Source organism: Nocardia sp. XZ_19_385, from assembly GCF_015355755.1.
Classification (GTDB): Bacteria; Actinomycetota; Actinomycetes; order Mycobacteriales; family Mycobacteriaceae; genus Nocardia.
Window position 1 is genome coordinate 1,013,493 of sequence record NZ_JACVEE010000001.1, and the last position, 12,873, is coordinate 1,026,365.

The window sequence follows — 12,873 nt, forward strand, 5'->3', positions numbered from 1 at the left end:
AGCACGAGCCGATACGCGAAGCCGGGCCCTCCGCGGAGGTCAGATTGGAGCGGAGCCGCTGATCCACTGGTCCCAGGGCACGCCCCAGTCGCCGCCCTGCCAGATGGTGAGGGGGTCGCCGCCGGTGTTGCGGACCTCGACGACGTCGCCTTGGCCGATGAAGTCGTAGAACCAGCCCGCGTCGCCGGGGCCGAGGTTGAGGCAGCCGTGGGAGACGTTGGTGTTGCCCTGGGCCCAGACGCTGGATGCGAGTTCGTGCAGGAAGATGCCGTCGTGGCTGATGCGGACGCCGTAGTTGATGGTCACCTTGTAGCTGCCGGAGCCGGTGAGGCCGTAGCTGGCGGAGTCCATGACTACCGGGTGCTGGCGTTGCAGGACGGTGTAGACGCCGGGCGGGGTCCAGAAGGACAGGTATTTGCCGCCGGAGGAGGTGCCGCCGCCCATGCCCATCGAGGTGGGCATGCTGCGGACCAGGTTTCCGTTTTCGAAGACGTCGACGTGCTTGGTGTTGTCGTCGGCGATCGCGATGCGCTCAGGTCCGATGTTGACCGAGACGCGCTGATTGCGGGCACCGTAGAGACCGTCGCCGAGGCGGGCGCCGTAGAGGTCGGCGGCGACCGTGATCGTGCTGTGGGCCCGGTGATAGCGCTCCGGGCGCCAGTGCGCGTTTTTGTCGGAGAGCCAGTACCAGGCGCCTGCCACCGGAGGGTCGGTGATGACCGTCAGGTTCTGTTCCGCCGCAACGCGATCGACCGGTTCGCCGAAGACCGCGACGATGACCAGGCCCACGCCGTGGGTGTCGCCCTCGACCAGGTCGTCGAGGCTGCCCGAGCGCAGCGACACGTCGGTCAGCCTGGCGGGCAGCACCGTGGTGCGGGTGCTGGTGGCGGTGACATCGCCGGTCGCACCGGTGGCCACCGCCTTCGCCGTGTAGGTGTGCCCGTAACCGAGCGGTTCGACGCTGTACCACGTCTTCTTGTCCTCGGTCAGGATGCCCGGCAGCGCCCGGCCCGTCTCGTCGATCCACTCGACCGAACGCAGAGTTCCCCCGGCAACCGCTACGGTGCCCACTTCACGCGGATCCACTTCCGGACCTTCGGGCGTGGGGCCGAAGCTGATGACCGCCGGTACGGGCGGTGGTGCGGAGTCTTTCCGGCCAAGGCCGCAGCTGGTCAGTACCGTCGCTCCGGCCAATCCGGCAAGCACCTGTCTGCGCCGCATCGCCACCGCCAACTCCCTTCGCCGAACAGCAAACGGAACGATCACCGAATGCTGTATAGCAAATATTCAGCAAATGATCTGGAAGCGCGGATGGGCCGCGACCGTTCCGACGCGCAACCGACACCATCCGTCCATCGCGGAGGCGGTCGGCAGCGCCCGGAAAGGCCGGGCCGGCGGCGCGGAATCGCTACCCCTACCGCCGATTTCCGGCCTGAGCGGGTGGGCCGACCGCCGCTAGCCCGGCCAGCGCCTGCGGCAACGGGCCCTGATGCAGCACGCCGAGCCGCTGTGTGGCGCGCGTCAGGGCGACATAGAGCTCGGCCGCCCCGCGCGGGCCGTCGGCGAGGATCCGATCCGGGTCCACGACCAGCACGGCGTCGAACTCCAAACCCTTCGTCTCCGACGCCGGTACGGTCCCCGGCACACCCGGCGGGCCGATCACGATGCTGGTACCTTCGCGATCGGCTTCGTCACGCACGAATTCCTCGATAGCAGAAGCCAATTCGTTGGCGTCGACCTCTCGGGCCCTGGGCTGGACACCGCACGAACGAACCGACTCCGGCGCCCGGACCTCGGGCGCGAACTCGGCCAGCACCGCGGCGGCGACCGCCATGATCTCGGCCGGCGTCCGGTAGTTCACCGTCAGCGACCGGTACACCCAGCGACCGGGGACATACCGCTCGAACATCTGCGCCCACGAGGTCGCACCGGCCGCCGACCGGCGCTGCGCCAGATCGCCGACGATCGTGAAGGACTTACCCGGGCAGCGGCGCATCAGCACCCGCCAATCCATCTCGGACAGCTCCTGCGCTTCGTCGACCACGACGTGCCGGTAGGTCCAATCCCGGTCCGCCGCAGCACGTTCGGCGAGTTCGCGGGTGTCGCGTTCGATGAACCGTTCCGCCAGGTCCTCGCCGAAGAGCATGTCCGAGGCGAACAGGTGATCCTCGTCGTCCATGTGGTCTTCACGGCTGACCAGCAACTCCTCCAGCACCCCGGCGGCGTACTTGGCCTCGGCCTTGCGTTCCCGCTCGGCGGCATCGTCGACCGGCTTGTCCGGGCCGAGCAGTTCGAACAGTTCGTCGAGCAGCGGCACGTCCGAGACCGTCCAAGCGGCACCGTCGGCTCGATACAGCGCCTGGTCGGCGCCCGCCGCCTGCAACCGTTCAGGCGACGAATACAGCTCCGCCAGAAGGGTTTCCGGAGCCAGAGTCGGCCAGAGCTCGTCGAGCGCGGCGGTGAAGGTCTCGTTCTCGGCGAGTTCGGCCAGCAGGTCCGCTCGCATCTGCTCCCACGCTTCCTTGTCCGAGCGAGTCAGCCAGCCCTTGCCGATCCGGCCGATCGCCCGTTCGGTGAGCACGTAGGTGATGATCTCGGTGAACTTCGCGCGCGCCTCGTTGTGCGGCAGCCCGGTGGTGCGCGCTTCGTCCCTGGCCCACTCGGCGGTGGCGGCATCGATCCGCACGGAGGTGTCCGCCAATTCGATCGTGAGCGGCTCCGCGGGCAGCCGCTGCCGATCCGCGACGGCCGCTTTCAGGACATCCAGGATCTGCAGCGAGCCCTTGAGCCGCGCGGCTTCGGGCGCGTCCTCGGCGGTGGCGCGCAGGCCGGGTAGGAGATCACCGGCGGTCATGAACACCACGTTGGTCTCGCCCAGCGACGGCAGCACATGCGCGATGTGGTTCAGGAACGCCGGATTCGGTCCGACGACGAGCACACCCTGCCGTTCCATCCGCTCCCGCTGCGTGTAGAGCAGGTACGCGACGCGGTGCAGCGCCACCACCGTCTTGCCGGTGCCGGGCCCGCCCTCGATCACCAGCACGCCCGGATGCTCGAGCCGGATGATCTCGTCCTGCTCGGCCTGAATCGTCGCGACGATGTCGCGCATGCCCTTTCCGCGCGGCGCGTTGACGGCCGCGAGCAGCGCCGCGTCGGCCCCGTGCTCGTCACCGCTGGGGCGGCCCAGGACCTCGTCGGTGAAATCGACCACGCGCCGCCCACGGGTGTGGAACTGGCGGCGGCGGCTCATGTTCTCCGGACTCGCTGCGGTGGCGACATAGAAGGCACGCGAAGCCGGCGCCCGCCAGTCCAGCAGCAGCGGCTCGAACTCGTTCGCCTCGTCGAAGATGCCGATCCGGCCAATGTAGGAACGCTCCCCTGTCACGGTGTCCAGGCGGCCGAAGCACAGACCGTTGTCGGCCACGTCCAAGCGCTTGGCCTCCTTGGCCAGGGCGCGGACCTCGAAGTCCCGTTCCATGGCCGACCCGCCGTTCCCCTTCAACGCCTCGCCGTACTTACCCTTCACACGCGTGCGTTCGGCGTCGAGCCGCTCATAGAGCCCAGCCACATAGTCCTGCTCGGACCGCAATTCGTCTTCATACCCCTGAGTTGGCACAGGCATTCGCAACTCCCATTTCCGCAGGTCCAAGCTTCGGCCAGCGATTATGCGCCATCCCCCCGCCCTTGCCGCAAGTCCGGGTGTGCGCTATATATTGAGAAGGGACAAGGAGATCGCACTCCTTGCCCTTTTTTGTGCCCAGGCAATTCAGTCGTCTACGCCGCGGGCGGCGAGGGCCTCGCCCATGGCGTCGGCGGTGCGTAGGGCGCGGACCAGGACCGGGGTTACCAGGGCGGTCATGGACCAGTGCAGGCCGCGGGCGCGGCGGGCGTCGGAGACTTCTTGGACGATCGTGGTGAGGAGGGGGACGCAGCGGATGGCCAGGGCCAGGAGGAGGCCGATGCGGTCCGGGTCGACGCCGAAGCGGCGGAGGGGGTTCAGGGTGCGGGTGACGGTGTCGAGCATGTCGGTTACGCGGGTGGTGAGGGTGACCAAGGCGGCCAGGGCTACCGAGATCAGGAGGACGCCGCAGACCACGAAGGCTTGGGCGGGTGAGGTGATAATCACCTGGAAGACGGCGATGATCAGGAGCATCCACGTCATCGGGCGTAGTTGAGCCACAGCGGTTTTGAACGGAATGCGGGCCAGCGCGAACAACGCGGCGACCAGCAGAGCCGCGAGGGCGACGCGTAATGGGTTGTGCGCGAACACTGTTGCCGAGATGATCGCCGCGATCAGCAGCAGGATCTTCGGGCCCGCCGGGACGCGGTGCACCGGCGAGGTGCCCGGCCGGTACAGGCCGATCATCCGACCAGGGCGCGGTAGGTGTGGACTGCGTCGTCCGGACGTCCGTCGAAGGCGACAGCGCCGTTGTCGATGAGGATGACGCGGTCGAAGGAGTCCAGCAGGGCCAGTTGGTGGGTTACGACGATCACCTGCTGGTCCATGGCGTCGAGGGCGCGGGCGACGACGCGGGCGTTGCGGAGGTCCAGCAGGGTGGTCGGTTCGTCGGCGATGATCAGCTCGGGCTTGCGGATGAGGACGGCGCCGATGGCGAGCAGTTGTTTCTGGCCGCCGGAGAGCAGGTGTGAGGGGTGGTCGGCGTGGTCGGCGAGTTGGAAACGCACCAGCATCTCCTGGACGCGCTCCGCGATCTCCGGTTTGCTCAGCCCGGATCGGCGCAGCGAGAAAGCCAGATCCTCGGCGACGGTGGGCATCACGATCTGAGTGTCGGGGTCGGTGAAAACGAAACCGACCTTGCGACGCACCTGAGCGCCCTTGCGGGCGGTGTCGAGCCCGTCGACGGTGACCCGGCCACCGGCAGGGATGAGCAGGCCGTTGATCATGCGCGCCAGCGTGGACTTCCCGGAACCGTTGGCGCCGATGATCCCGACCCGTCGTTCGGTGATGCGCAGGTCGATGCCGGACAGGACGGTGCGGTCCCCGAAAGCGTGGCGCACCGAGTCGAAGACGACCTCAGGCACGGATCAGACCCGGGTACGCCCGGTGCACACCTTTGGCGACAACCGTCGCGACCACAACTTTCGCCAGATCACCGGGGATGAACGCGAAGTTGGTGGAAATGGCGTGCGCGAGATCCAGGTCGGTGCGCACCAGCAGGCCGATCGCACCGCACAGGTAGATGACGACGAGTCCACCGAACGCGTTGATCAGCAGACCGAGCACGAGCGGGTACTTCGGCAGGATTCGGTAGGTCAGCAGGCCGATGACCAGGGTCGCCGGTATCCAGCCGAGCAGGTAACCGGCGGTCGGGCTGGCCAGCGCGGTCAGGCCCGTGCGGCCACCGGACAGCAACGGCAAGCCGATCAGCGTCAGCGCGATGAACACCAGCACCGCGGCCGTGCCCTTGCGCGCGCCGAGCACCGCCCCGGCCAGGATGACACCGAGAGTCTGGACCGTGATCGGCACGCCACTGAAGCCGACCGTGATCGCGCCCGGCAGCCCCAGCGCCGCGATCAACGCCGCGAAGACGGCGATCTGTGCCAGGTCCCGGGCGGAAAAGGCGACTTTCGACGCTCGGGCGTTCTCGACACGATCCACGACGATTTTCCTCCACTACCTGGTTGAACGACGTTCAAGATAGCAAACCGGCGCGGGCCGTCAGATTGGCGCGTTTGCCCGATGTTGACATGTTCAGCGCTGGTCGAGCGCCGCGTGCGGACGCGAGACTGACGATCCGCACCCTTGCGCGCCGACCTGATTCACATTTCGAGTAGCTCGTCGAATGCCGGATTGGAGATGTTGTGCCCCACTCGCACGAAACCGCTATCGCCTACGTGATCACGGCCTTGGAGGCCAAAGGGACGGCGACACGCGAGGATTTCGACGTACCGGGCATCGTCGCCACCTCACGCGCGATCGTCGAAACCTGGGATTTCGGCGTCATGGACCGCACCATGTTCTGGAATATCGCCGCCACCCATCTGCGGGTCTAGGTCCAAGTGTCCGAACGGTGCGCATGCGCGGCGACGGACCACCGTAGAGCTACCCGCCGCATCGAAGTGGCATCGGCGTATCCGAGCAGTTCGGCCTGCCGGCCCCGGCTCAGCGGGCCCCGGGCCGCCGCCGAGGCGAGGCGGGCATGACGGGCCCGGTCCAATTCGCGCCGCCACGTCGTGCCCGCTTCGGCCAAGCGGCGTTGCAAGGTCCGCGGGCTGACCGCCAAGCGGCGCGCCACCTGCTCCAGCGACACCTCACCGTCGCCGAGGACCTCGGCGATCGCCACGCCGACGCGCTCGGCCCACGCGCTGGTCAGCGGCGGTGGCGGCGGCAGGGCCGCGGCCAGCGGTTTGAGCACTTCGGCCAGGTCTGGATCGGCGGTCGTGAGCGGCAGCCGCATGTCGGAGTCGCGGAATGTCATCGCGTCCATGTCCGCGCCGAAGTCGAAGATGGTGTCGCCGAACGCCTCCCGATAGGCGTCGAGCCGGCGCGGTGCGCGCTGACGCAACGAGACGCGGGTCGGGATCAGCGGTGCGTCGACTACCCGGCGGGCCCGGGCCAGTACGGCGGCCAGGCCCCACTGGTGGGTTTGGTCGCGCGCCAGCCCGGCACCGTCGACCATGTCGACCCGCAGGGTCGGACCGCTCTCGGTGTCGAAGAGATCGAAACGATGGTTGGTGGTGACCGCGGTGACGTACGGGCCACACGTCGCGAACCCCGCCCCGACCGTCGGCGCACTGGTGAAGAGGTAGTCGTAGAGCCGGGTCGCCTTGAGCTCGTAGCGGCTGGCCACCCGCAATGCCACATCCGGGTCGTCGAGCCACTGCGCCCCGATCTCCCATATGCGCCAGAAGGTCTCGCTCGGTAGGTGCACGCCGTCGCCGGTCAGCGTCCATTCGGGAATGCCGCACTCCCGGATCAGGCGGTTTCGATCGATCCCGGCCGCCGTCAGCTGGGAAATCGCGAACCGATGCAGCAGTGTCTGATCAGTTCCCAACAACCCCTCCTCACACCGTCATCACGTGTTCGTGCGGAAACGCTATATCGCACACAGTGTTCCAGAACCCGGAATGGAACGACTGTCTGACCCGGAAGTCAGGTTAGGCTATCTTCAAACGCATGATGGACCGCAGCGCCTACGCCGAACGCATCCAAGAAGTCCTGGACGGAGCGCACGGTGCCAAGGTCGGCTACCCCATCGGACTCTGTGAAGTCGAAGTGAAACGTAGTGCCCCGGTGGGTTCCGGACTGCTGCGCATCACCTTCGGCGGCCCGGACCTCGACGACTTCCACAGCTATGTGCCGGACGAGCATGTGCGCCTGATCTTTCCGTGCGAGGACGGCGTTCTCCGCCTCCCGCAACGTGACGGCTTGTCCCTGGAATGGGGCGCACCGCGGCCGGTTTCGCGGGAGTACACCGTGCGCCGGTTCGGCGACGGTGAACTCGATATCGACTTCGCGATCCATCCCGGCGGCTTGGCCTCGGAGTGGGCGCTCGGCGTCACCCCGGGGACCCGCGTGCACATCGCCGGTCCGCCCGGCGGCGTGGTGGTGCCGCGGACCTACGACAAATATCTGTTCGCCGGTGACCTCACCGCGCTGCCCGCCATCGCGCGCTGGCTGGAGTGGTTGCCCCGCACCGCATCCGGCTGGGCGTTCATCGAGGTGGGCGCGGACAGTGAGCAGATCGAGCTGACCCCGCCGCCCGGCGTCCAGGTGCGCTGGGTGGTGCGTGGGGCGGCGGAGCCGGGCAGCTCGAATGCCTTGGAGAAGACATTGCGCGAGGTGAAAGTGCCTGCCGGAGAACGGGTTTACGTGTGGATCGCCGGGGAGGCCGGGGCCCTGCGTCCGCTGCGCCGCTGGGTGCGCAGCGAACTCGGGGTCGGTCCAAAGAACTTCTTGATCGCCGGGTATTGGAAGCGCGGCGTCGCGGATTACGACCGCGACGAATAGGCTTTTCCGCGCATCTTGGCCGCCAGCCACGGCACCACGCCGTAGCCGAAAGCCGCGTCGGCGTTGGAGACCAGCGCTGAGCTCGGGAAGACGATCGCGTGCCGTAGACCCGCGTCGGCCTGCGCGCGCAGGCGAGTGAGGATCTCGGCGGGGGTGCCGATCACCAGCCACTCGTGCAGCACTTCTTCGGGCACCTCGGCGATCGCGTCCAGCACCTCCTGCTTGCTCAGCCGGTGCGGCATCATCTCGATCAGGCCCCGATAGTGTTCGCCGAACGGGTGTTTCGCACCGCAGCGGGCCCAGATCGCGGCTGGGGCCATCAGACCCAGATAGCGCACCGCCGGGGCGCGCAGCTGCCGCTGAATCCCCTCCCGGGTGCGGGCGGTGATCATCGCGATCATGTGCGCGGGAACGATGGCGCCGGGGTCGCGACCGGCGGCGCGGGCCGCGGCGCGAACCACCTCGAGTTTGCTCTGGTACTCGTCGGGGGTGAGTGCCTCCCACGGGTACCAGCCGTCGGCGTAGCGCCCGGTCAGCTCCAGCATCCGGGGTCCGTGCGCCCCGATCCAGATCTGCGGCTTCCGGTCCGCCGGAACGGTCAAATCCATAGGGCCCTGGTCGATTCGGTAGTACTTACCGGAGAAGTTGATCGGGCCTTTCGCATCGAAACAGGCGCGCAGCACCTGCAACGCTTCTTCGAGCCGGCTCACCGGGCGATCCCAGGTGAACCCGTACGGGTCCAAGTTCTCCTTCTCCCCGGAGCCGATTCCCAGGATGGGTGGCGTCTTCGTCATATGCGCCAGCGTCAGGAATGTCTGCGCGAGCAGCACCGGATGCCGGCGATGCGGATCGGTCACGCCGACGCCCAGCTGCACCCCGCCCGCTCCCCCGGCCAGATGCGCCAGCAGCGGCGCGAAATCGAACTGCGCGTCCGGACTGGGCAACGTCTTCGCCTGCGGCGTGAAATCACTGTCCCACACCGCTTTCGGAAACACGCTGACCAAATGATCCGGCGTCAGTACCGAATCCAATCGCCCCAGCCGAGCCATCCGCACCAGAAACCGCGCCGCGGCCAAGGGTGGATTGACGCCTGCCATGGTTCCTACCGAAAACGATCGCGAATCCGACACCGTGGTCTCCTCTCGACCGGGGAACGCCCGAAGCTCCGATTATCCCGGCGAGGACCGACCACGTCCGGCGAATGCGGATGCCCGGCAACGGTTTACGTCCCCGCCGGTATCTGGGTCATTGTTCTGCGTCGCGGACCAACAGCGCGATCTGTACCCGATTAGCGACGCCCAGCTTGCTGAACAGATTGCCGGTGTGCGCTTTGACGGTGGCGACGGTGACCTGTAACCGCGCGGCGATCTCCGGGTTGCCCAGCCCGTCCGCGATGGCTCGCGCGGTGTCGAGTTCGCGTTCGGATAGGGCAGCCAGTCGTTTTCGCGCGGCGTCGCGGGAGGCGCTGCGGGCCGCGGTGGAACCCGGCCCGGTGGCCGCGGCGATCACCCGCGCCGTGACAGTAGGTGACAGCACAGGGTTGCCGGTCGCGACGGTGCGTACCGCGTCGGCGATTTGGGCGGGCGGAGTGTCCTTGAGAACGAATCCGAGTGCTCCGGCGCGCAGGGCAGCGAGTACCAGCTCGTCGGAGTCGAAGGTGGTCAGCATGAGAACCGCCGGCGCGGCCGGTACGGTGCGCAGGTACCGGGTGGTCTCGACGCCGTCGCGGCCGGGCATCCGCACATCCATCAGCACGACGTCCGGTCGCTGTTCGTCCACCACCTTGATCGCGGTGTCCCCGTCGGCGGCCTCCGCGACGACGGTCAGATCCGGCTCGCCGTCGATGACGAGTCGTAGCGCCATCCGCACCAGCTGGTCGTCGTCGACGATGACAACGCGCACCGTCTCCTGATCGCTGTGCACTCATGCTCTTTTCTCGTGGTCATGCTCCGGCCAGGGAAGTTGCGCGGTGAGAACGTACCCGTCGTCGGCTGTGCGATGGTGGTCGAGTGTTCCGCCGGCGAGGGTGATTCGTTCGGCGAGGCCGAGGAGACCGAAACCCGAGGTCGGTGGCCGGGCGACGGCGGTGGCGGCCGGCGAGTTGCGGACGCTGACGTGCAGTTCGCCGCCGGGCATCCCCTCTACGGTGATGTGGACCGCCGCGGCCGGAGCATGTTTCGCGGCGTTGGTCAGCCCTTCCTGGATTACCCGATAGCCGGTCCGTCCTACGGTCTCGGGTGGGGTAGCGGTCACCGTGGTCGCGAGCGTGACGTCCATGCCCGACGACCGGGCATCGGCCACCAGCTCCGAGAGCCGGTCCAGGGTCGGTTGCGGTGGTTCGGGGCGGTCGGGGCCGGCGCGAAGGACGCCGAGGACGTCGCGGAGTTCTTCCAGCGCTTGGCGGGAACCGTCGACGATCCCGCGGACCAGCGTGCGCTTCTCCTCGGCCGAGAGGTCGTCACGGTGGTCCAGGACGCCGGCTTGCATGGCGACCAGCGAGATCCGGTGCGCGAGCACATCGTGCATTTCGCGGGCGATCCGGTTGCGTTCGGTGGCCTGCGCCTGCGCCGCCCGGGCGGCCTGTTCGCGTTCCGCGCTGTCGGCGCGCTCCCGCAGCGATCGCACTTCGGCGCGGCGGGCATCGATGGCCACACCGGTTGCCACCGCGATTCCCGCGCTCGATACCGGCAGCGCGAGTTGCAGCCAGATCGGGACGGGCATCGTGTCGATCGGGTAGAGGTCTGCGCTGAACTGCGCCGCGGCCACATAGGCCATGGCGACCACTCCTATCTCGACCGGACGGCGGCGAGTGGCCAGCGAACACAGTGCCAGAAGCGCAGCGCCGGTGGCGAGCGCCGACGCTGCCGAGGCGATCACGACCGCCAGGGCGACGATGAACGGGAACCGCCGCCGCCACAGCAGCGCCGTCAGGCAACCGAGTGCGATCAGCGGATCACCGGTGACGAACCAGGAACACGTGTCGGCCGCGCAGCCCGCCGGCAGCGCCGTGGCGACGGCGAACCAGAAGGGTATGCCGAGTACCGCGGCCGCCGTCAGTCGCCAGGTCTGCTGCCATGCCCCGAGTCGTGCGGCGCCGTCGGTGTCCACCCGGCCATTATTGCGACACCGACCGGCCAGAAGCAGCCACCCAGCGGCTGAGGTGTGCTCGACCCAGGTCTGATCGCCGCCTCGACTTTCGTCGAACACGATTGCCGCCGTTGGAGCGATGTGCCGGCGGTGCGGACTCGCCAAACTCGGATACGTACCAGCCGATTACGAGCACGCGAACGGTTAGCTCGTGGTAGGCGCCATCTCGTTGGGAGTAGCAGCGTATGAATCGACAACGGACCCGGAACCTGAGCCTGCTGGCCGTGCTCGGTCTCACCGGAACGCTGGTCGCGGCGCTCGTCGTGGCCGCCGAGCCGGCCGAAGGTCCCGCAGCGCAGGTGCAGTGGGGCGCATGTCCGGAGGGGGTAGAGGATCCCGCCGCCGGGCCGGGCCAGCTGCAATGTGCCCCAGTGCCGGTGCCCTTGAATTACAGCGACCCCGAGGGTGCGCAGATCGAGATCATGATTTCCCGGCTGGCGAGTAAGAACCCCGACAAGCGTCGCGGAGTGTTGTTGCTCAACCCCGGTGGTCCGGGTGGTGCGGGACTGGACCAGCCCAAGTTCTTGGCTGATCGGGGGCTGCCCGCCGAGGTGCTGGACAGCTATGACGTGATCGGTATGGATACGCGCGGGGTAGGGCATTCGACACCGGTAAGCTGCGGGTTCACCGATGATCAGGCGTACTTCGGCAATATCCCGCCGTATGCGGTGAACGATGCGGCGGTCACCGAGCGGGCCACGGTCGCCCAGGGGGTCGCCGAGCAGTGCGCGGCCAACGACCATGAGGGCCGGTTGCGGTACGTGTCTACGGCGAATATGGCCCGTGACCTGGACCGGATCCGGGCGGCGCTGGGCGAGGACAAGGCCAGCTTCCTCGGTTACTCCTACGGAACCGCGCTGGGCGCCGCCTACGCCTCGATGTTCCCGCAGCAGGCCGACCGCATCGTGCTCGACAGCAATATCGGCGACACCTACCTCGACCACGCCGGGATGCGCCGGTACGGCCTCGGAATGGAAGAGACGTTTCCCGACTTCGCTGAATGGGCCGCCGCCCGCCACGACACCTACGGTCTGGGCCGCACACCGGAAGAAGTGCGGCGGACGTACTTCACCCTCGCCGATCGACTCGACGCGAACCCGGTGGACGGGATGGACGGCACCCTCTTCCGGTTCGGCACCTTCTTCACGCTCTATCACCCGAAGTTGTACGCGCCGGCGGCCGAGAGCTGGAAATCACTGCTCGAAACCGGACGTCCCGGGCCCGCGGGCGGCCGCCCGCCGGGTACCGGCGCGCCTTCGCCGAACGATAACGCCTGGTCCGTCTTTCTGGCCGTGACCTGCAACGATGTCGAATGGCCGGAGGACATCCAGACCTACCACCGTGCCGTCGCCGAGGACCGGGAACGGTACCCGCTCTACGGCGCGGCCGCGGCGAACGTCATGCCCTGCGCCTACTGGAAGCTCGGGCCGTCCGAGCCGCCGGTGCGGATCGACAACACCGGCCCGGCCGATGTGCTGATCGTGCAGCACCAGCGCGACCCGGTCACCCCGCTACGCGGCGGCGAGTTGCTCGACGAGAAGTTCGGTCAGCGGTCCCGGTTGGTCACTGTCGACGGGAGTGGGCACGGGGTCTACGTTCTCGGCGCCAACCCCTGCGCGTCCGACGTCGTCACCAGCTACCTGGTGGACGGCAACATGCCCGATCACGACATGACCTGTCGCACGGGTTAGGAGGGTCGGTGTTGAGCAGCGGCGTGGCAACAGCCCACCGCTGCTCAACACTTCGATACACGC

Annotated in this window: 12 protein-coding genes; 3 read left to right on the plus strand and 9 right to left on the minus strand. The window is 67.9% G+C overall.

Annotated features, from left to right (window positions below):
- Window positions 1-39: 39 nt before the first annotated feature.
- The 5 genes from IBX22_RS04720 to IBX22_RS04740 form a co-directional block, all read right to left on the minus strand.
- Window positions 40-1,221 (minus strand): Ig-like domain-containing protein, encoded by a 1,182-nt coding sequence (locus tag IBX22_RS04720; protein ID WP_228538193.1) that lies wholly within the window; start codon window positions 1,219-1,221, stop codon window positions 40-42.
- A gap of 193 nt (window positions 1,222-1,414) precedes the next feature.
- Window positions 1,415-3,622 carry an RNA polymerase recycling motor ATPase HelR gene (helR, locus tag IBX22_RS04725; protein WP_228538194.1) on the minus strand — a complete coding sequence of 736 codons (2,208 nt, stop codon included), beginning with the start codon at window positions 3,620-3,622 and terminating at the stop codon, window positions 1,415-1,417.
- A 144-nt stretch (window positions 3,623-3,766) separates the two neighbouring features.
- Window positions 3,767-4,366 carry an energy-coupling factor transporter transmembrane protein EcfT gene (locus IBX22_RS04730; RefSeq protein ID WP_194814136.1) on the minus strand — a complete coding sequence of 200 codons (600 nt, stop codon included), beginning with the start codon at window positions 4,364-4,366 and terminating at the stop codon, window positions 3,767-3,769.
- The gene (locus IBX22_RS04735) at window positions 4,363-5,043 is read right to left on the minus strand and encodes an energy-coupling factor ABC transporter ATP-binding protein (protein WP_194814137.1); all 681 of its coding nucleotides are present in this window, start codon (window positions 5,041-5,043) and stop codon (window positions 4,363-4,365) included. The genes IBX22_RS04730 and IBX22_RS04735 overlap by 4 nt, the downstream gene beginning before the upstream one ends.
- Window positions 5,036-5,620, minus strand: a complete 585-nt coding sequence (locus IBX22_RS04740) for a biotin transporter BioY (protein WP_194814138.1) — start codon at window positions 5,618-5,620, stop codon at window positions 5,036-5,038. The genes IBX22_RS04735 and IBX22_RS04740 overlap by 8 nt, the downstream gene beginning before the upstream one ends.
- A 203-nt stretch (window positions 5,621-5,823) precedes the next feature.
- On the opposite strand from IBX22_RS04740, the gene IBX22_RS04745 reads away from it, so the two are divergent.
- Window positions 5,824-6,015, plus strand: a complete 192-nt coding sequence (locus tag IBX22_RS04745) for a hypothetical protein (protein WP_194814139.1) — start codon at window positions 5,824-5,826, stop codon at window positions 6,013-6,015.
- Here IBX22_RS04745 and IBX22_RS04750 read toward each other — a convergent pair.
- Window positions 6,012-7,016 carry an AraC family transcriptional regulator ligand-binding domain-containing protein gene (locus IBX22_RS04750; RefSeq protein WP_194814140.1) on the minus strand — a complete coding sequence of 335 codons (1,005 nt, stop codon included), beginning with the start codon at window positions 7,014-7,016 and terminating at the stop codon, window positions 6,012-6,014. The two genes, IBX22_RS04745 and IBX22_RS04750, sit on opposite strands and share 4 nt — an antisense overlap.
- Window positions 7,017-7,141: 125 nt before the next feature.
- On the opposite strand from IBX22_RS04750, the gene IBX22_RS04755 reads away from it, so the two are divergent.
- Window positions 7,142-7,972 carry a siderophore-interacting protein gene (locus IBX22_RS04755; RefSeq protein ID WP_194815585.1) on the plus strand — a complete coding sequence of 277 codons (831 nt, stop codon included), beginning with the start codon at window positions 7,142-7,144 and terminating at the stop codon, window positions 7,970-7,972.
- Here the strand turns inward: IBX22_RS04755 and IBX22_RS04760 are convergent.
- The 3 genes from IBX22_RS04760 to IBX22_RS04770 all read right to left on the minus strand — a co-directional run bounded on the left by IBX22_RS04760 (window position 7,954) and on the right by IBX22_RS04770 (window position 11,080).
- Window positions 7,954-9,069: an LLM class flavin-dependent oxidoreductase gene (locus IBX22_RS04760; protein WP_194814141.1), complete on the minus strand. Its 1,116-nt coding sequence runs from the start codon at window positions 9,067-9,069 to the stop codon at window positions 7,954-7,956. The two genes, IBX22_RS04755 and IBX22_RS04760, sit on opposite strands and share 19 nt — an antisense overlap.
- Before the next feature lie 148 nt (window positions 9,070-9,217).
- Entirely contained in the window at window positions 9,218-9,895 is a 678-nt protein-coding gene (locus IBX22_RS04765) for a response regulator transcription factor (RefSeq protein WP_194814142.1), read from the minus strand.
- Entirely contained in the window at window positions 9,896-11,080 is a 1,185-nt protein-coding gene (locus IBX22_RS04770) for a histidine kinase (RefSeq protein WP_194814143.1), read from the minus strand. It abuts the gene before it with no gap.
- Between the two features lie 224 nt (window positions 11,081-11,304).
- On the opposite strand from IBX22_RS04770, the gene IBX22_RS04775 reads away from it, so the two are divergent.
- On the plus strand, window positions 11,305-12,810 hold the full coding sequence (locus IBX22_RS04775; RefSeq protein ID WP_194814144.1) for an alpha/beta hydrolase: 1,506 nt from the start codon (window positions 11,305-11,307) through the stop codon (window positions 12,808-12,810).
- The last annotated feature ends 63 nt before the right edge of the window (window positions 12,811-12,873 follow it).